This window comes from Vibrio sp. 99K-1 (assembly GCF_013114585.1).
GTDB lineage: Bacteria > Pseudomonadota > Gammaproteobacteria > Enterobacterales > Vibrionaceae > Vibrio > Vibrio chagasii_B.
The window spans coordinates 95,495-119,515 of record NZ_VTXF01000018.1 but is presented as its reverse complement, the minus strand read 5'-3'; the positions used below and the strand labels follow the sequence as shown (position 1 = coordinate 119,515).

At 44.9% G+C, this 24,021-nt stretch carries 21 protein-coding genes; 9 read left to right on the top strand and 12 right to left on the bottom strand.

The genetic code is table 11. The annotated features are described in order from the left end of the window. Positions 1-314: 314 nt before the first annotated feature. A complete protein-coding gene (locus F0228_RS15600) occupies positions 315-1,946 on the bottom strand; it encodes a SulP family inorganic anion transporter (RefSeq protein ID WP_171750861.1) in 1,632 nt (543 codons plus the stop codon). Positions 1,947-2,232: 286 nt separating this feature from the next. Here F0228_RS15600 and can point away from each other — a divergent pair, with 286 nt between their 5' ends. After that, positions 2,233-2,901, top strand: coding sequence for a carbonate dehydratase (gene can, locus F0228_RS15595; protein ID WP_008222714.1), 669 nt, complete (start codon positions 2,233-2,235; stop codon positions 2,899-2,901). A 72-nt stretch (positions 2,902-2,973) separates the two neighbouring features. On the opposite strand, the gene hpt is transcribed toward can, so the two are convergent. Further along, positions 2,974-3,504 carry a hypoxanthine phosphoribosyltransferase gene (gene hpt, locus F0228_RS15590; RefSeq protein ID WP_061032638.1) on the bottom strand — a complete coding sequence of 177 codons (531 nt, stop codon included), beginning with the start codon at positions 3,502-3,504 and terminating at the stop codon, positions 2,974-2,976. A 336-nt stretch (positions 3,505-3,840) separates the two neighbouring features. Here hpt and F0228_RS15585 point away from each other — a divergent pair, with 336 nt between their 5' ends. Continuing rightward, entirely contained in the window at positions 3,841-4,446 is a 606-nt protein-coding gene (locus F0228_RS15585; RefSeq protein ID WP_004738173.1) for a LuxR/HapR/OpaR family quorum-sensing transcriptional regulator, read from the top strand. 247 nt (positions 4,447-4,693) lie between these two features. Here F0228_RS15585 and lpdA read toward each other — a convergent pair whose 3' ends face one another. The 5 genes from lpdA to ampD all read right to left on the bottom strand — a co-directional run bounded on the left by lpdA (position 4,694) and on the right by ampD (position 12,865). Beyond that, the gene (gene lpdA / locus F0228_RS15580) at positions 4,694-6,124 is read right to left on the bottom strand and encodes a dihydrolipoyl dehydrogenase (protein WP_004738171.1); all 1,431 of its coding nucleotides are present in this window, start codon (positions 6,122-6,124) and stop codon (positions 4,694-4,696) included. A 241-nt stretch (positions 6,125-6,365) separates the two neighbouring features. Next, the gene (gene aceF / locus F0228_RS15575; protein WP_171762425.1) at positions 6,366-8,261 is read right to left on the bottom strand and encodes a pyruvate dehydrogenase complex dihydrolipoyllysine-residue acetyltransferase; all 1,896 of its coding nucleotides are present in this window, start codon (positions 8,259-8,261) and stop codon (positions 6,366-6,368) included. A gap of 30 nt (positions 8,262-8,291) precedes the next feature. Next, positions 8,292-10,955: a pyruvate dehydrogenase (acetyl-transferring), homodimeric type gene (aceE, locus tag F0228_RS15570; protein WP_061032475.1), complete on the bottom strand. Its 2,664-nt coding sequence runs from the start codon at positions 10,953-10,955 to the stop codon at positions 8,292-8,294. Between the two features lie 62 nt (positions 10,956-11,017). Beyond that, on the bottom strand, positions 11,018-11,779 hold the full coding sequence (pdhR, locus tag F0228_RS15565) for a pyruvate dehydrogenase complex transcriptional repressor PdhR (protein WP_008222726.1): 762 nt from the start codon (positions 11,777-11,779) through the stop codon (positions 11,018-11,020). 483 nt (positions 11,780-12,262) lie between these two features. Further along, on the bottom strand, positions 12,263-12,865 hold the full coding sequence (ampD, locus tag F0228_RS15560; RefSeq protein ID WP_171762424.1) for a 1,6-anhydro-N-acetylmuramyl-L-alanine amidase AmpD: 603 nt from the start codon (positions 12,863-12,865) through the stop codon (positions 12,263-12,265). 83 nt (positions 12,866-12,948) lie between these two features. On the opposite strand from ampD, the gene nadC reads away from it, so the two are divergent. From nadC to zapD, 7 genes are all read left to right on the top strand, one after another. Beyond that, entirely contained in the window at positions 12,949-13,839 is an 891-nt protein-coding gene (nadC, locus tag F0228_RS15555; RefSeq protein ID WP_171762423.1) for a carboxylating nicotinate-nucleotide diphosphorylase, read from the top strand. 253 nt (positions 13,840-14,092) lie between these two features. Then, positions 14,093-14,503 carry a pilin gene (locus F0228_RS15550; RefSeq protein WP_171762422.1) on the top strand — a complete coding sequence of 137 codons (411 nt, stop codon included), beginning with the start codon at positions 14,093-14,095 and terminating at the stop codon, positions 14,501-14,503. 1 nt (position 14,504) lies between these two features. Continuing rightward, on the top strand, positions 14,505-16,193 hold the full coding sequence (gene pilB, locus F0228_RS15545) for a type IV-A pilus assembly ATPase PilB (protein ID WP_171762421.1): 1,689 nt from the start codon (positions 14,505-14,507) through the stop codon (positions 16,191-16,193). Between the two features lie 16 nt (positions 16,194-16,209). Beyond that, positions 16,210-17,439 (top strand): type II secretion system F family protein, encoded by a 1,230-nt coding sequence (locus tag F0228_RS15540; RefSeq protein ID WP_171731671.1) that lies wholly within the window; start codon positions 16,210-16,212, stop codon positions 17,437-17,439. A gap of 66 nt (positions 17,440-17,505) precedes the next feature. After that, entirely contained in the window at positions 17,506-18,375 is an 870-nt protein-coding gene (locus F0228_RS15535; RefSeq protein ID WP_171762420.1) for an A24 family peptidase, read from the top strand. A gap of 2 nt (positions 18,376-18,377) precedes the next feature. Beyond that, a complete protein-coding gene (gene coaE, locus F0228_RS15530) occupies positions 18,378-18,992 on the top strand; it encodes a dephospho-CoA kinase (protein ID WP_061032470.1) in 615 nt (204 codons plus the stop codon). 26 nt (positions 18,993-19,018) lie between these two features. Then, positions 19,019-19,759: a cell division protein ZapD gene (zapD, locus tag F0228_RS15525; protein ID WP_061032469.1), complete on the top strand. Its 741-nt coding sequence runs from the start codon at positions 19,019-19,021 to the stop codon at positions 19,757-19,759. Between the two features lie 541 nt (positions 19,760-20,300). Here the strand turns inward: zapD and rplS are convergent. The 5 genes from rplS to ffh all read right to left on the bottom strand — a co-directional run bounded on the left by rplS (position 20,301) and on the right by ffh (position 23,920). Continuing rightward, complete coding sequence (gene rplS, locus F0228_RS15520; RefSeq protein WP_004738151.1) at positions 20,301-20,654, bottom strand: 50S ribosomal protein L19; 354 nt, start codon at positions 20,652-20,654, stop codon at positions 20,301-20,303. Positions 20,655-20,713: 59 nt separating this feature from the next. Beyond that, a complete protein-coding gene (trmD, locus tag F0228_RS15515; RefSeq protein ID WP_061032468.1) occupies positions 20,714-21,454 on the bottom strand; it encodes a tRNA (guanosine(37)-N1)-methyltransferase TrmD in 741 nt (246 codons plus the stop codon). A 27-nt stretch (positions 21,455-21,481) separates the two neighbouring features. Then, positions 21,482-22,036: a ribosome maturation factor RimM gene (gene rimM, locus F0228_RS15510; RefSeq protein WP_061032467.1), complete on the bottom strand. Its 555-nt coding sequence runs from the start codon at positions 22,034-22,036 to the stop codon at positions 21,482-21,484. A 24-nt stretch (positions 22,037-22,060) separates the two neighbouring features. Next, the gene (rpsP, locus tag F0228_RS15505) at positions 22,061-22,309 is read right to left on the bottom strand and encodes a 30S ribosomal protein S16 (RefSeq protein ID WP_004410028.1); all 249 of its coding nucleotides are present in this window, start codon (positions 22,307-22,309) and stop codon (positions 22,061-22,063) included. Positions 22,310-22,528: 219 nt separating this feature from the next. Next, positions 22,529-23,920 carry a signal recognition particle protein gene (ffh, locus tag F0228_RS15500; RefSeq protein WP_061032466.1) on the bottom strand — a complete coding sequence of 464 codons (1,392 nt, stop codon included), beginning with the start codon at positions 23,918-23,920 and terminating at the stop codon, positions 22,529-22,531. Between the last annotated feature and the right edge of the window lie 101 nt (positions 23,921-24,021).

Genomic DNA, 24,021 nt, shown 5'->3' with positions numbered 1-24,021 from the left:
CATTTGCTATAAATAGTGTGGTTAGCCGGACAGGATGAAGAGAACGAAACCTGAAATGAACCAGTTGAACTAGCTCAAGATAATGTACGCGGCCATTTTGCAAACAAGTTTATCGTTGAATGACGATGAATACAAATGTCGATTAACGGTTTCGTTATAAAACTTAAAAGAACTAAGGCTGCATAAAGCCCTATATCGAATATCACAGACAAAAAAATACCGCTAAGACATTAACTTAGCGGTACTTTCCGTTATTAGAAATTCATGACCAATATTGATAACTATTGTTCAGGCACAGTGAATTAGTAAGAGTATTAAACCGATTCAAATTGGTGCTCGTCTCTCTCAACGTAGCTTGTTGCGGCCGTCAAGGCTTCATATCTGAAGCGATATGTGTTCGATTCCGGTACTAAATCAATTACGTGGAACTTCTCCAACTGTTGACGAGTGTTCTCATTCGGACACAACAAGTACACCTCACATTGAGCGTCTAGCGCATCTTTGATTGCATTCTCTAGCGCAAGACCAACCGTAACATCAATCATAGGTACATCGGTTAGGTCTAAAATCATTGCTTCATAATCAGTAATACTTGAGTGCTGACGTGAAATCGCCTTTGAGACACTGAAGATCATCGGCCCTGATAGATAGAAGAACAAAACCTTGCCGTTGGCATTATCCAGTAGCTGACGTTCGCTGTCGGTCAATGGGATATCGTCTTCATCATCACCATCACTGATCGCCTTAACTTGTCTGGCTTGCTCACGGCTCAATCTTTCAATAATCAAAATGTTCGAGATAAATACACCCAATCCAACCGCGATGATCAAGTCAACAAATACGGTTAGCAGCATTACACCATACATGACGCCCATGCCCGCATAACTGACCTTGTGCGCACGCTGAATGAAACTCCAATCGAGAATGTTGAAGCCTACATACATCGCAATACCCGCCAGCACAGCCATAGGGATAGGTTCTGTTAATCCACCAGCGACCAAAACCACTAACGCCAATACTAATGCTCGAATCACACCGGACAGTGGAGAGCGCGCTCCCACCTGAATATTGGTTACAGTGCCCATGGTAGCACCCGCACCTGGCAATGCACCAAACAAGCCGGAAAGCATATTTGCGATACCTTGGCCACGCAGTTCTTTATCTGAGTCATGCTCTTTACGAGTCAATGAGTCTCCAATAACAGCGGTCAAAAGCGTATCAATACAACCTAAAGTACCAAGCACTAAAGCATCAATAACCATAGTTGTGAATTGCTCAGCGCTAATAGTAGGGATAACGAGAGAAGGCAGACCTGCTGGGATTTCACCAATACGGCGAATAGAATCGGTATCGAAGAAAATAACGGACAAAAGAGTGACGGCTACCAACGCGACCAGTTGCGCAGGCACATACTTACGGTACTTAGCTGGGAAGCCAAACAGAATACCGAGTGTCAGTGCACCTAGAAATAGCTCACTCACTTTTAAGTTTGCTAGCGTATCAGGCAAAGCAGAGAGCGTGCCCATTACACCACCGGATGGAGCGGCATGTCCTAACAATGGAGACAGCTGCAAGATAATCAGAATAACGCCAATTCCCGACATGAATCCGGAAATCACGCTATATGGCATCAAAGTGACGTATTTTCCTAGCTTTAACGTGCCAAGTAATATCTGGAATGCACCGGCCATCATCACAACAGTAAAGGTCATTGCCATACCCGTTTCAGGATACTTCGCAACCATACTCGTCATTACGGCAGTCATGATCACCGTCATCGGGCCGGTAGGTTCAGAAATCAAACTACTCGAACCGCCAAACAATGCTGCAAATAGGCCAACCATAATGGCGCCCCACAAGCCAGCTTCAGCTCCCGCGCCAGAAGCAACACCAAATGCCAATGCTAAAGGTAACGAGATGATGGCTGTAGTTACACCGCCAAACATATCCCCTTTGAGATTGATATCCGTAAAACGACTTCCAAACAAAACACACCTTCCTGATGATGAAATGACAAACCTTATCACTTTAACAAATGTATCAAGTGTTCAGAAAGTGTTAATTCAATCACATTATTCATGTCTTATAACCGGATTATTGATAGTGGGCTAAGTTTATGATTTTCCGTACTAGAACACGTCAGATGAGTACATTTTGACGCAGTTTTTACGAGATTGAATTTGTAACATTGTGTATAGTTAAGCATCTTAATTGAGGGATGTAAGAAGCAAGATGCCAGAAATAAAACAGCTTTTTGAGAACAATTCCAAATGGTCCGAAGAAATTCGCTCTGAAAGACCTGAGTATTTTACAACGCTTGAAGAGGGTCAAAGCCCTGGTTTTCTATGGATAGGTTGTTCAGATAGCCGAGTTCCAGCCGAGCGCCTTACTGGCTTATATTCTGGAGAACTGTTTGTTCACCGAAACGTGGCCAACCAAGTGGTTCATACAGACCTAAACTGTCTATCTGTCGTTCAGTACGCAGTAGATGTGCTTAAAGTGAAACACATTATTGTCTGTGGTCACTACGGTTGTGGCGGTGTTAATGCGGCAATTGATAACCCGAAACTTGGCCTTATCAACAACTGGTTACTTCACATTCGCGATAACTACCTAAAATACCGTAAAGAGATCGAAGCGCTTCCACGTGAACAGTGGGGTGACAAGCTTTGTGAGATTAACGTCGCAGAGCAGGTTTACAACCTAGGTAACTCAACCATTATGCAAAGTGCATGGGAACGTGGTCAAGAGGTCGAGATCCACGGTGTGGTGTATGGTATTGGCGATGGCAAATTGCAAGACCTTGGCGTGCGCTGCTCTAGTAACGATACTTTAGAGAACAGCCACTTAGAAGCTATCAATAAAATCTTAACGACGCCTCTTCTTAGCCAACAAGGCTAATTATCTCAATCAAAATACAAAAAGCCCGCATCAAGCGGGCTTTTTAATATCTTCTGTCGGCAAGCGTAATGATTACTCTTGCGGTACAACTTTGCCAATGTATGGCAGGTGACGGTATTTTTGAGCGTAGTCGATACCAACACCAACAACGAACTCATCTGGGATTTCGAAACCAATCCACTTAGTGTCCACTTCAACTTCACGTCGTGAAGGCTTGTCTAGTAGCGTACAGATCTCGATAGATTTAGGACCACGTAAGCTCAGGATCTCTTTTACCTTAGTCAGTGTGTTACCAGTATCGATAATATCTTCTACAAGCAGAACGTCTTTACCTTGGATGTCGTCATCTAGGTCTTTCAAAATACGAACATCACGTGAGCTTTCCATGCTGTTGCCGTAGCTAGACGCGGTCATGAAATCAACTTGGTGAGTTAAATCAATAGCACGAGCAAGATCCGCCATAAAGACAAACGATCCACGTAATAAGCCAACTAAAACCAGATCTTCACTGCCTTGGTAGTGTTCCGTGATCTGTTTGCCTAGTTCGTTTACTCGATCCTGAACTTCTTGCTCAGAGATCATGACTTCAACTGTATGCTTCATACTGCTCTCATTTTGTTTGGTGATTGCGACAAGTGTAGACAGTTTTGCCATTGGTGCCGCTCAATTTGTGCGTAAGTCTAGCACTGCTCAAATACCCACACCACCTTATGGTTCCAATTTACTGTCAGATTATCAATGAAATGTGCACTTGTGCTTTGTCTGATAGTCGCCTCCTTTCACATCAATGTGGATCACGCTTTATGTATCAAGTTTGATGTAACTGTCTATTAAATAAGCTCAAAGGATTGACCATTCGCATATGCACCATTACACTCATCTTGGCTTAAATAATAATAAAATCATTAATATAAAAAAATCGTTGGCAAGGAAAATAAAATGGACTCAATCTCTAAGAGACCTAGAACTAGGCTTTCACCTTTAAAAAGAAAACTTCAGCTGATGGAAATCGCGCTTGAAGTATTCTCTCGTCGCGGCATTGGCCGTGGTGGTCACGCTGACATTGCAGATATCGCTCAGGTATCAGTAGCAACAGTATTTAACTACTTCCCTACTCGTGAAGATCTGGTTGATGAAGTGCTTAATCATGTTGTCCGTCAATTCTCAAACTTCCTTTCAGACAATATCGATCTAGATATTCACGCAAAACAAAACCTACATAATATTGCGACTGAAATGGTGACACTAGTCGCTCAAGACAGCCACTGGTTGAACGTATGGTTCGAATGGAGCGCATCGACGCGTGATGAAGTATGGCCACTGTTCGTAACGACAAACCGCACTAACCAAATGTTGGTACAAAACATGTTTAGTAAAGCGATTGAGCGCGGCGAAGTGTGTGATGATCACGATCCTAAGCATCTTGCGAATCTGTTCCACGGCATCTGCTACTCGCTATTTATCCAAGCGAAACGTGTCGATACCAATGAAGAGTTGTCGACTTTAACTGACAGCTACTTGAACATGTTGTGTATCTATAAGTAGATTCGAGATTCGAGATTCGAGATTCGAGATTCGAGATTCGAGATTCGAGATTCGAGATTCGAGATAAATTGTGAAGGGTTGACCTAGTGGGTCAACCCTTTTTGTTTTGATGTAGTCGCTTTTCGTATCTCGGAGCGCAGCGTACTCGCATCTCGAAGTGAAACGTTACTGCTCTTTACCTCAGACATAAAAAAACCGCTGACGAATCAGCGGTTTTTAAAAACATTAGCGAGTGGCTAAAGGAGAATTACTTCTTCTTTTTCACTGCTTTCTTATTTGGAAGGTCAGTGATTGAACCTTCGAATACTTCCGCAGCAAGACCAACAGACTCGTGTAGAGTTGGGTGAGCGTGGATAGTAAGAGCGATATCTTCTGCGTCACAACCCATTTCGATTGCTAGGCCGATTTCACCAAGAAGCTCACCACCGTTAGTACCAACAACAGCACCACCGATTACGCGATGAGTATCTTTATCGAAGATCATCTTAGTCATACCATCTGCACAGTCAGAAGCGATTGCACGACCAGAAGCAGCCCAAGGGAAAGTCGCCACTTCGTAGTTTAGGCCTTCCGCTTTCGCTTCTTTCTCAGTCTTACCTACCCAAGCAACTTCCGGCTCAGTGTACGCAATTGATGGGATTACTTTAGGGTCGAAGTAGTGCTTCTTACCAGAGATAACTTCAGCAGCTACGTGACCTTCATGCACACCTTTGTGAGCAAGCATTGGTTGACCAACAACGTCACCGATCGCGTGGATGTGAGGAACGTTTGTACGCATTTGCTTATCAACGTTGATGAAGCCACGCTCGTCAACTTCGATACCTGCTTTTTCAGCATCGATAAGTGCACCGTTTGGAACACGACCGATAGCAACAAGAACAGCATCGTAGCGCTCAGCTTCAGCTGGTGCTTTCTTGCCTTCCATTGAAACGTAGATACCGTCTTCTTTCGCTTCAACTGCAGTTACTTTAGTTTCAAGCATTAGCTTGAACTTGTTCTTGATACGCTTAGTGAAGACTTTAACGATGTCTTTATCCGCAGCAGGGATAACTTGGTCGAACATCTCAACTACGTCTACTTTAGAACCTAGAGAGTGGTAAACCGTACCCATTTCAAGACCGATGATACCACCGCCCATGATAAGCAGTTTTTCAGGAACTTCTTTCAGCTCAAGTGCATCCGTAGAATCCCAAATACGTGGGTCTTCATGTGGAATGAAAGGAAGTTTGATTGGGCGAGAACCCGCAGCGATGATTGCGTTATCGAAGTTAACTGTTGTTGCTTCGCCTTCGCCTTCAACTAGGATGCTGTTAGGACCAGTGAACTTACCGAAACCGTTAACAACTGTTACGTTACGCATCTTAGCCATACCGCCAAGACCGCCAGTTAGTTGGTCTACTACTTTTTCTTTCCAGATACGGATCTTGCTGATGTCCGTTTGTGGCTCGCCGAATACAACGCCGTGCTCTGCCATCGCTTTCGCTTCTTCGATTACTTTAGAAACGTGAAGAAGAGCTTTCGATGGAATACAACCAACGTTTAGACATACACCACCAAGAGTGCTGTAACGTTCAACTAGTACTGTTTCTAGACCTAAATCCGCACAACGGAATGCAGCTGAGTAACCAGCAGGACCTGAACCAAGTACAACAACTTGGGCTTTAATTTCTTTGCTCATTGTGACCTCTTGTAGTCATTATCCCTAACAGGCTGAGTAGATGTTCTTAAAATTATTGGGCTTTCAAACAGCCAACATTTTACAGAGATGTTAACAGTGTGAAAGTAGCTTTAAGTTAGCCTGTGAGCTAGACAACACTTCCCTTTCGCTTTATGAGAAAAGCGGGAACTGTTCTCTAAAAATAGTCTTTATATAAAGAATTAAGGTGACCCGAAAGCCACCTTAATAATTACTTTCTCAATTACAGTACTAGACGACGGATGTCAGATAGTGCGCTGTTTAGGAAAGTAATGAAGCGTGCACCTTCAGCACCATCGATCACACGGTGGTCGTATGATAGAGATAGTGGAAGCTGAAGACGTGGCTGGAACTCTTTACCATTCCAAACTGGCTTAATTTCAGACTTAGATACACCTAGGATACCTACTTCTGGAGCATTTACGATTGGCGTAAATGCAGTACCGCCGATGCCACCAAGGCTCGAGATTGTGAAACAACCGCCTTGCATGTCAGCTGCAGTTAGCTTACCAGCACGTGCTTTCTTAGACACAGCCATTAGCTCTTCAGATAGCTCGTAAATGCCTTTCTTGTTCACGTCTTTGAATACAGGAACAACTAGACCGTTTGGAGTATCTACCGCGATACCTACGTTTACGTACTTCTTAAGAATGATGCTTTCGCCATCTTCAGAAAGAGAAGAGTTAAACGCTGGGAACGCTTCTAGTGCTTTAGCAACAGCTTTCATGATGAACACAAGAGGAGTGATCTTCATGCCAGTGTCTTTCTTAGCTTCGATTGCGTTCTGCTCTTTACGGAATGCTTCTAGCTCAGTGATATCTGCGTTATCCCACTGTGTAACGTGAGGGATCATTACCCAGTTACGGTGTAGGTTTGCACCAGAGATCTTCTTGATCTTAGAAAGCTTCTGAACTTCAGTTTCGCCGAACTTGCTGAAGTCAACTTTTGGCCATGGTAGTAGACCAAGAGCAGAGCCGTCACCGCCTTTGCCAGATGCCGCAGCACCAGACTCTAGACGCTTAAGTGCATCTTTAACGTAAGACTGAACGTCTTCTTTTAGTACACGGCTCTTACGACCAGTACCTTTAACTTTCGCTAGGTTTACACCGAACTCACGAGCTAGACGACGAACAACTGGAGACGCGTGTGCGTACTCACCGTTTTCTTGGAAGTCGTCTGCAGCTGCAGGAGCTGCTGCCGCTGGAGCTTCAGCTTTAGGTGCAGGTGCCGCCGTAGGAGCTGCTGCTTGTGCAGGTGCTGCAACAGGAGCTGGAGCTGCGCCTTCAACTACGAAAGTCATGATTAGAGAGCCAGTTGACACTTTGTCGCCAGCTGCAATCTTGATCTCTTTAACTGTACCAGCGAATGGTGCAGGAACTTCCATTGAAGCTTTGTCGCCTTCAACAGTAATTAGAGATTGCTCTTCTTCTACTGTATCGCCAACCGCTACCATTACTTCAGTAACTTCTACTTCGTCACCGCCGATGTCTGGAACGTTTACTTCTTTTTCAGCTGACGCTGCTGGAGCCGCTGCAACTGGTGCTGCCGCCGCTGGAGCAGGAGCTGCTGCAGGTGCTGAACCAGCAACCTCGAATACCATTACTAGAGAACCAGTAGAAACTGAGTCACCAGAAGCGATCTTGATTTCTTTAACTGTACCAGCGAATGGTGCAGGAACTTCCATTGAAGCCTTGTCACCTTCAACAGTTAGAAGAGATTGCTCTTCTTCTACTGAATCACCGATAGCAACCATGATTTCAGTAACTTCTACTTCGTCGCCACCGATATCTGGAACGTGAACTTCTTTAAGCTCTGCCGCTGCTGCCGCTGCAGGAGCAGCTACTGGAGCTGCCTCTGCTGCTGGAGCAGGTGCAGCTTCAGCTGCACCCTCGGCTTCGAAAATCATGATAAGAGAACCAGTAGAAACTGAATCGCCTTCAGCTACTTTGATTTCTTTAACGATACCTGCTTGAGACGCTGGAACTTCCATAGAAGCTTTGTCGCCTTCAACAGTGATCAGAGACTGTTCTTCTTCAACCTTGTCGCCAACGCTTACAAGAATCTCAGTAACTTCAACCTCATCCGCACCGATGTCAGGTACATTAATTTCGATTGCCATTGCTTATTTACCTTCTAGTTAAGCGCTGTATTAAGCGTATTGTGGGTTTGTTTTTTCAGTGTCGATATCGAATTTAGCAATTGCTTCAACAACTACAGATTTCTCGATATCACCACGTTTAGCCAGTTCAGTTAGAGCTGCAACTACGATGTAGCCAGCGTTAACTTCGAAGTGACGACGTAGGTTTGCACGGCTGTCAGAGCGGCCGAAACCATCAGTACCAAGTACTTTGTAAGACTCGCTTGGCATGTAAGCACGTACTTGCTCAGCGTAGTTCTTCATGTAGTCAGTCACTGCGATTGCAGGTTCTTTACCAAGTACAGTTGTGATGTACGGTACTTTCTCTTCAGCTTCTGGGTGAAGCATGTTGTCACGCTCTACCGCTTGGCCGTCACGAGTTAGTTCGTTGAACGACGTTACAGAGAATACGTCAGATGCTACGCCGTACTCTTCGCTTAGAATTTCAGCAGCTTTACGCGCTTCGTTCATGATAGTACCAGAGCTCATTAGTTGAACTTTGCCCTTAGCACCAGCGTGAGATTCAAGCTTGTAGATACCCTTACGGATGCCTTCTTCAGCGCCTTCTGGCATTGCTGGCATTGCGTAGTTCTCGTTCATTACTGTTAGGTAGTAGTAAACGTTCTCTTGCTCAGGGCCGTACATGCGACGGATACCGTCTTGCATGATTACTGCTAGCTCGTAAGCGAATGTTGGATCGTAAGAGATACAGTTCGGGATAGTGTTCGCTTGGATGTGCGAGTGACCATCTTCGTGCTGTAGACCTTCACCGTTCAGTGTTGTACGACCAGCTGTAGCACCTAGTAGGAAGCCGCGAGCTTGTTGGTCACCTGCTAGCCATGCCATGTCACCAATACGTTGGAAACCGAACATAGAGTAGTAGATGTAGAACGGGATCATTGGTAGGTCGTTCGTGCTGTATGAAGTTGCCGCTGCAACCCATGAAGCCATAGAACCTAGCTCGTTGATACCTTCTTGAAGAACTTGACCAGATGTTGCTTCTTTGTAGTAAGAAACGATGCCTTTATCTTCAGGTGTGTATTCTTGACCGTGTGGGTTGTAGATACCAACCTGACGGAATAGACCTTCCATACCGAATGTACGAGCTTCATCACAGATGATAGGAACGATGTTCTTACCGATGTTCTTGTCTTTCAGTAGGATGTTTAGCGTACGTACGTAAGCCATAGTCGTTGAAATTTCACGCTTCTGTGCACCTAGTAGAGGAGCAAACTCTTCTAGCTCTGGTACTTTGAATTCTTGAGTGAATTTTGGCAGACGTGCTGGCGTGTAACCTTGTAGGGCTTTACGACGAGCATGTAGGTATTCGTATTCAGCAGAACCTTCTTCCAGTTTCAGGTAAGGAAGCTCAGACACTTTCTCATCAGAAAGGATGTCTTGTAGGCCTAGACGGTCACGTAGGTATTGTACGTGAGTCATGTCCATCTTCTTAACACCGTGTGCGATGTTCTTACCTTCTGCAGCTTCACCCATGCCGTAACCTTTAACTGTCTTAGCTAGGATTACTGTTGGCTTGCCACCTGTCTCTTTTGCATTGTTGAATGCAGCGAACAGTTTAGAAGAATCGTGACCACCACGCTTCAGTTCGAAGATTTGGTCGTCAGTCATGTCTGCAACTAGTGCAGCTGTTTCTGGGTACTTACCAAAGAAGTGCTCACGTACGTATGCGCCATCTTTAGATTTGAATGTCTGGTAGTCACCATCGATAGTTTCGTTCATTAGTTGAAGAAGCTTACCAGTAGTGTCTTTAGCTAGTAGAGAATCCCAGTTGCTACCCCAGATAACTTTAACAACGTTCCAACCTGCACCTTTGAATAGGCCTTCAAGTTCTTGGATGATGCTACCGTTACCCATTACAGGGCCGTCTAGACGCTGTAGGTTACAGTTGATTAGGAAACATAGGTTGTCTAGTTTCTCACGCGCAGCGAAAGAGATAGCACCACGTGATTCTGGCTCATCCATCTCACCGTCGCCTAGGAACGCGTATACACGTTGAGCTGAAGTATCTTTAAGACCACGGCCTTCTAGGTACTTAAGGAAACGAGCTTGGTAGATCGCAGAGATCGGACCTAGACCCATAGATACCGTAGGGAACTGCCAGAATTCAGGCATTAGTTTAGGGTGCGGGTAAGAAGGGATACCTTTACCATCAACTTCTTGACGGAAGTTATCTAGCTGCTCTTCAGTTAGACGACCTTCAACGAATGCACGAGAGTAGATACCAGGAGAAATGTGACCTTGGTAGTAAACTAGATCGCCACCGTCCGTCTCGTTTGGAGCACGGAAGAAGTGGTTGAAACAAACTTCGTAGAACGCTGCTGCTGACTGGTAAGAAGCCATGTGACCACCTAGGTCTAGGTCTTTCTTAGAAGCACGCAATACGATCATGATTGCGTTCCAGCGAATAATCGAACGAATACGACGCTCAAGAGTTACGTCACCAGGGTAAGCTGGCTCTTGCGCTGCTGGAATTGTGTTGATGTAGTTTGTGTTGATACCTGTAGCCATATCAACGCCATCTAAACGCGCTTTATCTAGAACTTGTTCTAGTAAAAACTGTGCACGTTCTACACCTTCTTCACGTACTACTGACTCAAGAGCTTCTAACCAATCTTGAGTTTCCAGAGCATCAACGTCATGCTTCATGTCAGACATGGCGATCTATCCTTTTTGTTAGTTGGATTCTACTAAACACGTAAAAAGCCGAAGTATTACGGCTATTTACCCTGTTGAATTCGACGTAGAGAACGTTCGCGGCGCGACTCTTCCTTCGTCAAATCCAGCAATGTTTCTTCGATATAAGCTAAATGAGAGTGTGACATTTCACGCGCCTTCTCAGGCTGGCCAGAAACGATCGCATCTACGATATTAGCTCGATGTATACTCACTTTCTCCACAACGTCTTTACGACGATGCAACAGCTTTAAATTTTCTAAGACGTTTTGTTCGAGTAACGGAGCCAAGCTACGAACAATGTGCAATAACACCACATTGTGCGCTGCCTCTGTTAAAGCAATAAGAAAAGCCATCACCGCTGCAGATTCGGCTTCAATATCACCCTTCTCTTGCGCGCCGTGAATTTTTTCTTGGCAGGCTTGAATACGAGCAAAGTCTTCATCGGTTCCACGCAATGCCGCGAAGTAAGCCGAAATCCCTTCCATCGCATGACGCGATTCCAACAAGTCTAGTTGGGTTTCAGAATGGGATGACAACAAATTAAGCAAAGGATCTGAAAAGCTTTTCCAGATATTTTCGCTAACAAACGTACCTCCACCTTGACGGCGAGTAAGCAAGCGTTTTGCTTCTAAACGTTGTATCGCTTCTCGGATTGAAGGACGAGACACATCGAACTGTTTCGCCAGTTCGCGCTCAGGCGGCAGCTGCTGCCCTGGAGCCAGTGTTCCTTCCACAATCAACCTTTCTAACTCTTGTTCGATAACATCGGAGAGTTTTGGCTGACGAATCCTTTGATAAGCCATAGTTTGTTGTTCTTCTTTTTCTTCGCTGACAATTGGTAATACCAATTTTAAGTTGGGCAGAAATTAACATAATTAAAACGCCACTGTCCAGCGTAAAATTGACCTGCATCATAGAACGCAGTGTGAATTAACCACGATTTAACAAATGAAATTTAAAACAGCAACCAAATTGGTCTTACCATTTACAGCGGTAATACTTTTGGGGAGTACTCGTGCTAGAAAGTTTCAGGATAAAAATGAATTGTTTCAGAAAGATTAGTCCAAGTCGGTCAAAAATCGAACCAAGCGCACATTTGAGGGGAAATTTCTGTTCATAAGCTTTAATATCTGGGTGTTTGATAAGCTCGTCACACTCTTGATTTATTGATACCCATTAACGAACCACTTTCTTTACATTGCAACAACAAAAAATCACAAGTGGTTATGCTAAACGTTGATTAAGCAAGGCTCTGCAATTGGCAGAGCCAAAAATAAGATTAGGGATTAGAAGCGCAACTTGCCTTTAAATTTTGTCCAGTCAAAGACCAACCCAGGGTCTGTTTTACGTAAAGGTGCTATGTACTGATGGCCAGTGATACGTTCATTAGTGATCTGAGGAAAACTTGAGACCAGTGTTTCCGTTAGCTCAGTCAAGGCTTGATACTGCTGCTCTGTATAGGCAATAAAGTCACTGCCCTCTAATTCGATACCAATAGAATAATCATTACACCTTTCGCGGCCTGCAAAACTCGATTGGCCTGCATGCCAAGCCCTGTCTAGGAAAGAAACGAACTGCACCACTTCACCATCACGGCGAATCAAGCAGTGAGCAGATACCCCCATTTGATGAATCACCTTGAAAAACGGGTGTTCCGCTGGATCGAGCTTGCCCGTGAAGAACTGCTCTATATAAGGTCCGCCGAATTGCCCCGGTGGCAGGCTAATATTGTGGACCACCAGCAGAGAGATATCACCGACACTTGGCCGAGTATCAAAATACGGGGACGGAACATGCCGAGCGTTTTCGTACCATCCTTTGGAGCAGATCGTCATCTTGGTCTCGCTTTCTTTTTTTTTGCTAGCACAGTAGATTGTGACCTTGTCCATGGAGCAGTCACGCTAGCCTCTTTAATTTGAAGTTAAGCAAGAGTATCATTCCATTCCCACTCCCTTTCAAGATTAGATTTGCGATGAAAAACACACATAACAGCCACCAACGCCTTGACTACTTAAAAGAGCAACTGCCTCTCGAGATCACTCGAGCAGTCGCAGAAACAATCAAAGAAGACCTAGGCGGTACGTTAGATCCAGCGGCTGACATCACAGCAAGTCTAATCCCAGCAGACGCGATCAACAGCGCAACCATCATCACTCGTGAACACGGCGTATTCTGTGGTAAAGCATGGGCTGATGAGGTGTTTAAGCAGCTAGGCGGTGAAGTGACTATCGAGTGGAACGTAGAAGATGGCGATAACGTTGTACCAAACCAAACGCTTTGCACCCTAACCGGTCCAGCGCGCGCACTATTAACTGGTGAGCGTAACGCAATGAACTTCATTCAAACGCTATCTGGTTGTGCGACCGCAACCGCTATCTATGCTGACAAAATCAAACACACAGAGTGCCGCCTGTTAGATACTCGTAAAACCATCCCAGGCCTACGTAGTGCACTAAAATACGCTGTGGCTTGTGGTGGCGGTTTCAACCACCGTATCGGTGTTTTCGATGCCTACCTAATTAAAGAAAACCACATCATCGCATGTGGCGGTATTGAAAAAGCTATCTCAACAGCAAAAGAGCTTAACCCGGGTAAGCCAGTTGAAGTTGAAACTGAAAGCCTAGAAGAGCTAGAGCAAGCTATAAACGCGGGTGCAGACATTATCATGCTAGACAACTTCACCACTGACATGATGCGTGAAGCTGTGAAGATCAACGCTGGACGTGCTGCACTAGAAAACTCTGGTAACGTGACACTAGATACTATCGCTGAGTTCGCTGAAACGGGGGTTGATTACATCTCAGTTGGCGCTTTAACCAAGCACTTAAAAGCAATGGACCTCTCAATGAGATTCAAAGCGTAATTTACTGAATAGTAAATAGTTTCCCTAAAGGTACTGTTGATAGCAGTGCCTTTTTTATTGCCTTAATTATCAGTATTTCAAACCGGTATTTAAGTTGATCGCATAAATTTGCGTGCTATATGCAACAGCAATTCAATAAATTCAAAACCACTCGCGACCGCACCTGAACACCATTCCACTTCCCCACCTCGACTTCTATTCTCTCTACCATCTTGTGCTTGCACTGAAACAAACTAAAGAATGGAATTAGATCATGAATAACAAGAACAAAAGAACGAATCAGAAAGGTTTCACACTGATTGAATTGATGATTGTGGTGGCGATTATTGGTGCTTTATCAGCTATAGCTGTGCCTGCATATAAAAACTATGTAGCGAAAAGCCAAGCATCCTCTGCGTTAGCAACATTAAAAGCGCTAATTACACCTGCTGAATTATTAATTCAAGAAGAAGGCAGTATTAGTGGTGGTGTAAGTGCGTTAGGTGTTTCAGCAGGATCAAACACGTTGGGGACAATCTCAGCCTCAGGAACGACTATTTCATTTTCATTTGTGGACGGTAGCCTTGATGGTGACAGCATGACAATGACAAGAAATGCAGATACTGGTTGGTCATGCTCACTATCAGCCTCAAGCGCGCTTCCTTCAATAGAAGGTTGTAACTAATTTGAGGCTAACCAACCTCCCTACAGTTCTCCGTCAGGCTGACTTACTTAGCCTGACTCAAGAACAAGCCGTGGCGGAACATGTACAAGCTTCAGGTATTTCAACACCTGAAGCTTTACTCGTTCTTGATCTCTTCACGAGCGACTCCTTAGCAAACAATATACAAGCCATCTTCGGCTTACCGTTAGTTCAATTGAGCAACACCGATTATGAAGCCTTATGTGATCAACTAGGGCTACGTGAACTGATCACCAAATACCGTGCTATCCCGATCTCAGTCTCTAATTCGACGCTCACACTGGCTTCAGCCGACCCGACCGACTTACAAGCGGAAGATGATTTTCGCTTTGCAACCGGGTTGCAGATAGAACTGGCAGTCGCCAATTACTCTGAACTCGAAGGTGCAATACGCAAGTTATACGGCCGTTCTATTTCAGGGCAAGACTCCAAACGCAAAGAAATCACCCAAGATGAACTGGCTAACCTAGTTGAAGTATCTGACGATGAGCTCGCGTCGATTGAAGACCTTAGTCAAGACGACTCTCCAGTTAGCCGATTTATCAATCAGATACTGGTCGATGCGGTACGTAAAGGCGCATCAGATATTCATTTTGAACCTTACGAAGAGCACTACCGTGTGCGCCTACGTTGTGACGGAATATTGGTTGAAATCCAGCAGCCCGCCTCTCACCTAAGCCGTCGTTTATCCGCCCGTTTAAAAATTCTCGCCAAGCTTGATATTGCCGAGCGTCGTTTACCTCAAGATGGACGCATCAAGTTGCGCCTGAATGATGAACTCGCGATTGATATGCGCGTCTCAACACTGCCTACCTTGTGGGGTGAGAAAATTGTACTGAGGCTACTCGATAGCAGCGCAGCTAATCTCGATATCGATAAGCTCGGTTACAGCGACGATCAAAAAACACTGTATCTAAATGCACTAAAACGTCCGCAAGGGATGATCTTAATGACCGGGCCAACAGGCAGCGGGAAAACGGTATCGCTTTATACTGGCCTTCGTGTACTGAATACCACAGAGCGCAATATCTCCACCGCAGAAGATCCGGTAGAGATCAACCTGTGTGGCATCAATCAAGTGCAAGTGATGCCAAAGATTGGCTTCGGGTTTGCTGAAGCCCTGCGCTCGTTTTTACGACAAGATCCAGATGTGGTGATGGTAGGTGAGATTCGTGATTTAGAAACCGCAGAGATCGCCATCAAAGCATCGCAAACCGGTCACTTAGTACTTTCAACGCTCCATACCAACTCTGCGGCAGAAACCGTTACCCGACTCGCTCATATGGGGATTGAGCCCTTTAACTTAGCCTCATCGTTGAGCTTGATCATTGCCCAACGACTGGCAAGGCGCTTGTGTAGCCAATGCAAAGTCACTGACGACTCACCAGACATCTTCCTGCGTCACTCAATACCTAACAGCAAAATCATTTATAAGGCTAACCCACAAGGGTGTAACGAGTGCAATCAAGGCTATTCTGGGCGTGTCGGGATTTATGAAGTGATGCCATTCACCGACAAACTCAAAAATAGCCTGATCAGCAAACCGAATGCGCTGGAGGTTGAAGACCTCGCTCGCCGAGAAGGGATGCGCACACTGCAAGAGTCAGGATTAGATAAGCTACTTGAAGGCACCACCAGCTATCAAGAGCTGCAACGTGTTCTGTACCTATAATCCATTGGGAGCTTCAATGATCAGCAAAACTAAGCAATCACAATTAAAAAGCTACCACTGGAAAGGCATCAATAGCTCCGGCAAAAAAGTGTCAGGGCAGACCTTAGCGCTTACCGAGTTAGAAGTACGTGAAAAGCTCAAAGATCAGCATATCCAGATCAAGAAAATAAAAAAGAAAAGTATCTCAGCACTGACGCGTCTAACCCATCGAGTTAAATCTCGGGATATAACCGTATTGACCCGCCAGCTTGCGACCATGCTAGGAACCGGAGTCCCGATTGTGCAGGCGATTAAGTTGGTCTCAGATAACCACCGCAAAGCTGAAATGAAGTCTATCCTGTCACACATCTGTAAAGGTGTTGAGGCTGGTACACCTATATCCAAAGCGATGCGAACCGCAAGTCGTCACTTCGATGACCTCTATACCGATTTAGTCGCAACGGGTGAGCTCTCGGGTAACCTCGCGCAAGTCTTTGAACGCTTAGCGACCTATCGTGAGAAGAGTGAACAGCTCAAGTCTAAAGTCATCAAGGCGCTTATCTATCCTGCAATGGTAGTCACTGTCGCACTCACTGTTTCTTATCTAATGCTGACCATGGTGATTCCTGAGTTTGAGTCGATGTTTTCAGGCTTTGGTGCCGACCTCCCATGGTTTACACAGCAAGTACTAGAGCTTTCTCATTGGATGCAGGCATACAGCTTTTATACATTTGTAGGTGCAGGGTTAGCAGCATTAGTTATCTATCAACTCTGTCAGCGTTCCTACTCGATTCGATTGTCCACTAGTCGCTTGGGATTAAGGTTTCCAATTCTAGGCGGTGTCATGGCAAAAGCCTCCATTGCCAAGTTCAGTCGCACACTATCAACCAGTTTCGGTTCTGGTATCCCCATCCTAATGAGTCTAAAAACCACAGCCAAAACCGCAGGTAATTTGCACTATGAATCGGCAATCATCGAAGTACATCGCGAAACTGCTGCCGGCATTCCAATGTATATCGCAATGCGAAATACTAACGCCTTTCCTGAAATGATGTTGCAGATGGTGATGATTGGCGAAGAGTCAGGTAACCTTGATGAAATGCTCAACAAAGTCGCCTCGATTTACGAGTTTGAAGTCGACAACACCGTCGATAATTTGGGCAAAATATTAGAACCGCTGATCATTGTGTTTTTAGGATCCGTCGTAGGTGGTCTTGTGGTTGCGATGTACTTACCGATCTTTAATCTTATGAGTGTGTTAGGATAGCCAAAAGCAACTAAACACCCATGAGTAGAAACCTCTACTCATCTTGATTAAGTGGTAAAGGACACTATGGAAGTATTTCACTACTATCCTTGGCTATTCCCGGTATTAGCATTCATTTTTAGTCTTCTGATTGGCAGCTTCCTTAACGTCGTCATACATCGTTTACCTATTATGATGGAACGCGAATGGCAACAAGAGTGCTCGGAGTATTTCTCCCAATATAAAATTCCTGCGCCAGAAGGTAAGTTCAACCTCAGTGTTCCTCGCTCTACTTGCCCTAAATGTAAAACTCAATTAAGAATCGTCGACAATATTCCAGTGTTAAGCTGGTTGTTCTTGAAGGGTAAGTGTCACAGCTGTGCTAATCCAATCAGCGCTCGCTACCCTTTGGTTGAACTGCTGACTGCGACACTTTGCACAGTTGTTGCCAGTCACTTTGGTTTCAGTTTTTACGCTATTGCACTGATATTTTTCACCTTTGCGTTAATTACCGCGACTTTTATCGACCTCGACACCATGCTATTGCCTGATCAAATTACCTTGCCGTTAGTTTGGTCTGGTATCGCTTTAGCCCTATTTAATATCAGCCCAGTATCGCTTCAAGACTCAGTAGTCGGCGCTATGGCTGGCTACTTCGCGTTATGGTCCGTCTACTGGCTGTTCAAACTGCTGACAGGTAAAGAAGGCATGGGTTACGGTGACTTCAAGTTACTGGCTGCACTTGGCGCATGGCTGGGTTGGCAGCATCTACCGATGATCATCCTGCTGTCTTCGCTTGTTGGTCTGGTGTTTGGTTTAATTCAGCTGCGCTTGAAACAGCAAGGCATTGATAAAGCCTTCCCATTCGGCCCTTACCTTGCGATTGCTGGTTGGGTAAGCTTGATGTGGGGTAACGACATCATGGGTTGGTATTTCACTTCAGTATTAGGAATGTAACCATGGCAATCATTATCGGATTAAGTGGCGGTATAGCCAGTGGAAAAACGACTGTCGCTAACCTATTCAACGAACATTTTGGCATTGATATTGTCGACGCCGATATCGTGGCACGTGAAGTGGTTGCGTTAGGCAGTGATGGACTAAAACAGATTACTGCTCATTTTGGTGAAACCATCTTGCTTGAAGATGGCACACTCAATCGATCTAAACTGCGCGAGCTGATCTTCTCAGACCCAGAGCAAAAACAATGGCTCAATGATCTTCTTCATCCCATGATCCGTGACAAAATTGACAGTGACCTGTCTAAAGTCACCTCTCCCTATGGTTTATTAGTCGCACCTCTATTGGTTGAAAACCAGATGCAAGGCATGACGGATCGCGTATTAATTGTTGATGTGCCTACAGAAGTGCAAATTGAACGAACGATGAGCCGTGACAATGTTTCTAGGGAACAAGTTGCATCAATTTTGAAATCACAAGCTTCAAGAGAACAACGCTTAGCAGTTGCAGATGACGTGATTAAAAACCATACTAAAAACCAAGAACTTTTGCCGCAAATCACAGATTTACATAAAAAGTATCTGGCAATCAGTACAGTAGATGGGTCAGAATAGAACTATGTTGAATGAAGGCTTGCTCGATGATCACCCACAAATTTGAACATCCTCTAAATGAGAAAACACGCATCTACCTAAGAGTGGAATCGCTCTTGAGGCAGTTACACCTGTCTTCTACATTTTCCGATGCTCAACAGTATCAACTCTTTTTCCGCTCTATCTTCGATCTGATTGAAATCTTCGAACAGATCCAACTCAAGAGCGAACTTGCAAAAGATCTTGAGAAGCAACGTGTCACCTACAAAAGCTGGTTAGACGTTGAAGGTGTCGATCAAGAGATGCTTACGTCACTGCTCAATGACATTGGCAACATCTATCGTGATTTAATGCACGCGGAGCGTTTTGGTCAATCTCTCAAAGAAGACCGCTTCCTAAGTGCCATTCGCCAGCGTTTTAATTTGCCTGGCGGTTCATGCTGCTTTGACCTACCAGCGCTGCATTATTGGTTACACCTCCCTCTTGATAAGAGAATGAGAGATGCCAAGGCGTGGATGGATAGCCTACAGCCTCTGTATGAAGCGCTAACGCTATGGTTAAAGCTAACCCGAGAGACTGGTCACTTTAAAGAGCAAATTGCTCGCGCTGGCTTCTTCCAGAGCGATGCTGAAGAAGCGAATATCCTTCGCCTATCCATTCCGATGCAATACGGTGCCTACCCGATGATCTCAGGGCACAAAAACCGCTTTGCTGTTAAATTCATGAGTTTTGAAACAGGACAAGCCTGTACTCAAGATATCGAATTTGAGCTGGCTATCTGCACCTAATTAATTTCCTTTAGATTCGAGATTCGAGATTCGAGATTCGAGATTCGAGATTCGAGATTCGAGATTCGAGATTCGAGATTCGAGATTCGAGATTCGAGATTCGAGATTCGAGAAGAATTGTTAAGGGTTGGCGTTTTGCGTCAACCCTTTTTTATGTCCGCTAGTTTGGGGTTTGCTAAAAGAGATTCCCTACTCCTTCCTCCGTCAGTCTAGGGAATGACGGTAACTTTAGTGTTCGGTTTACTCTGCTACCTCCATAAATAAGGAACAGGCTAGCCCGGAGCTAATGTCTCTAAGCTAGATACATAGCATCACAAACCAAATGCAGACTACTGTACTTCCTCACAGATAGGATTGATGCCCCAGTCCTCTCATAGCGAGCCCTTTGGTTTGATGTACTAATTCGTACATAAAACCTCCCGTCATCCTCAAGAGTGAGGGACGAACGAGTTGGGGATCTCTTACTTTCAAAGCTCTAAATAGCAGGCACAAAAAAGCGGAGCCAAATGGCTCCGCTTTTATCGATAGAATGCAAAAAGAATTACTTCTTAGCAAGCTTCTCTTTAATACGAGCAGACTTACCAGAACGCTCACGTAGGTAGTACAACTTGGCACGACGTACTGCACCACGGCGTTTAACTTCGATGCTATCAACCATTGGAGAGTGAGTTTGGAACGCACGCTCTACACCTTCACCGTTCGAGATCTTACGAACTGTGAATGCAGAGTGAAGACCACGGTTACGAATAGCGATTACTACGCCTTCGAAAGCCTGTAGACGCTCACGGTCACCTTCTTTTACCTTAACCTGAACTACAACAGTGTCACCTGGTGCGAATTTAGGAAGGTCTGATTTTAGTTGCTCTTCTTCAAGAGCCTTAATGATGTTGCTCATTTGTATAAATTCCTAGAATAAACTGATACTAAATTTAATAGGTTACTGCTTGCTTTTCGTTAAGAGCGTTGCTCTTTAATGAATTCAGCCAGTAATTGTTCCTGTTCGTCAGTCAGAGCTAGGTTTTCCAGGAGTTCTGGTCTTCTTAGCCAAGTTCGGCCCAACGATTGTTTTAATCGCCAGCGACGAATGTCCTTATGGTTTCCAGACTTGAGTACCGAAGGCACCTCTTTGTCGTCTAGCACCTCAGGGCGCGTATAGTGAGGGCAATCTAGCAAACCATTTGCAAAAGAATCTTCTTCTGCTGATGCGAAATCTCCAAGTACACCCGGTACAAACCGAGATACTGAATCAATCAGCGTCATGGCTGGCAGTTCACCACCCGTCATCACAAAATCTCCAATCGACCATTCTTCGTCGACTTCAGATTGAATGATGCGCTCATCTACCCCTTCGTAGCGACCACAAATAAGAAGTAAATTCTCGTTTGTTGCCAGCTCTTCAACACCTTTCTGGTCGAGTTTACGACCTTGAGGTGAAAGGTAGATAACTTTCGTCTTTCCCGGTGATGCTTGTTTGGCAGTTTGGATAGCGTCGCGCAAAGGCTGAACCATCATTAACATGCCAGGACCACCACCGTAAGGTCTGTCATCAACAGTGCGATGTTTATCATGAGTGAAATCACGAGGATTCCATGTCTCAATAGATAAAAGACCTTTCTTTACCGCTTGACCCGTTACTCCAAAATCAGTAACTGAACGGAACATTTCAGGAAATAGGCTAATTACGCCAACCCACATGTGTTCTCTCGCTCTATGATTTTAAAGTTAGAATCCAGGATCCCAGTCAACTTCGATCCGTTGAGCTTCGCGATCAACTTTCTTGATCACTTGCTCTTCAAGGTACGGTACTAACCGTTCCTTTTGTCCGAAAGCATCCTTAAGATTTGCTTTGATTACTAGAACATCGTTTGAGCCAGTTTCTAGCATGTCGGTAACGACACCTAGATCGTAACCTTTAGTGGTTACAACTTGCATACCAAACAATTCACGCCAGTAGAATTCCTCTTCTGACAATTCAGGTAATGAAGCAGGGTCTATTGCGATTTCAAAGTTAGTCAGTACATGAGCGTCCTCGCGAACCTCAAAACCTTCCAGCTTACACACCATACCTTTGTTATGGCGCTTCCAGCTTTCTACTTTGAATTCAACCCACTTCCCCTTTTGGTTAACGTACCAAGGAGAGTAATCAAATATGCTTTCAGCGTTGTCTGTGTAGGAAAAAACTTTAAGCCAGCCACGAATGCCATAGGTAGCACCAAACTTGCCCATAACAATTTTTTCGTCTTGCTTGCTCATCGTTTCTTTACCCTTCATCGACATAAGCTATTTCTCTTTTAAAAAGAATTAAGCCGCTTTTTGAGCGTCTTTAACTAGCTTAGCTACACGATCAGATAGAGATGCGCCTTGACCAACCCAGTGGTTAACGCGATCTAGGTCTAGACGTAGACCTTCTTCTTGACCTTGAGCAGTAGGGTTAAAGAAACCTACTTTCTCGATGAAACGGCCAGTTGCAGCGTTACGGCTATCCGCAACTACGATTTGATAGAATGGACGCTTCTTAGCGCCGTGACGTGCCAAACGAATGGTTACCATGTCGTCCTCTTTGCTTTCTTAATAAAATAATTAACCCCAATAACCATTTATCACTAAACAGCTTGGGGTCTCGTGCCAAATTAAAGCCCCGGAATTTTACTCTTATTCCGGGGCAATGCAAGGGGTTTAGCTATTTTTTCACCAACATAGTGCCTGTATACTTTCTGTGACACAGATAACACTATGAAAAGTAAAGGTGCTACAGGTTACATTAGGCGATTATCGACCAAACGGGTTGAAGCCGCCGCCCATACCACCCATGCCACCGCCGCCCATCATGCCTTGCATGTTGCGCATCATGCCTTTCATGCCACCTTTCTGCATTTTCTTCATCATTTTCTGCATTTGAGTGAACTGCTTAAGCATACGGTTTACATCTTGTACCTGTGTACCAGAACCAGCGGCAATACGTTTTTTACGTGAGCCTTTGATTAGCTCAGGGCGTTGACGCTCTTTCATGGTCATAGAGTTGATGATCGCTTCCATCTGCTTGAACATCTTGTCATCAACTTTATCTTTCACGTTGTCTGGTAGCTGAGACATGCCTGGAAGTTTATCCATCATGCCCATCATGCCGCCCATGTTTTGCATCTGTCCTAGCTGTTCACGGAAGTCTTCAAGGTCAAAACCTTTCTTCTCTTTGAACTTCTTAGCCAGCTTCTCTGCTTTCTCGGTATCAACGTTTTTCTGTAGGTCTTCAATAAGCGACAGAACGTCACCCATACCTAAGATACGAGAAGCAACACGATCAGGGTGGAATGGTTCTAGTGCGTCAGTTTTCTCACCAACACCTAAGAATTTGATTGGCTTGCCTGTGATATGACGAACAGACAGCGCCGCACCACCACGCGCATCACCATCAACTTTCGTTAAGATAACACCGGTTAGTGGAAGCGCATCACCAAAGGCTTTTGCCGTATTCGCCGCATCTTGACCTGTCATAGCATCAACAACGAATAGAGTTTCAACTGGGTTGATTGCAGTATGAAGCTCTTGGATCTCGCCCATCATCTCTTCATCAATCGCTAAACGACCCGCGGTATCGACAAGTAGCACGTCGTAGAATTTCTTCTTCGCGTGGTCGATTGCAGCGTTAGCAATATCAATCGGCTTCTGGTCAGCCGAAGATGGGAAGAAGTCAACGCCAACATCGCTAGCTAACGTTTCAAGTTGTTTGATCGCCGCAGGACGGTAAACGTCGGCAGACACAACCAAGACTTTCTTCTTATCACGCTCTGTCAGCAATTTAGATAGCTTACCTACCGATGTGGTTTTACCCGCACCTTGTAGACCAGCCATTAAGATAACCGCTGGCGGTTGTGCTGCTAGGTTAAGTGCTTCGTTAGACTCACCCATCACCGCTTCAAGCTCAGCTTGAACGATCTTAATGAATTCTTGGCCCGGTGTTAAAGATTTAGAAACCTCAACACCCACAGCGCCTTCTTTTACACGCTTAACAAAATCGCGGACAACTGGCAGTGCCACGTCAGCTTCAAGAAGCGCCATACGCACTTCACGTAGCGTATCTTTAATATTGTCTTCGGTCAGACGACCTTTACCGCTGATATTCTTCAGCGTTTTGGATAGACGATCCGTTAAATTATCAAACATAGTTTTCTCTTCGCTCAATCCTGCGACTATTAAGTTGAGTATACATTAGCGTGGATTAGAGTCATACCCGTTGTAGGGCGTTAATCATCCACGCTTGTGAT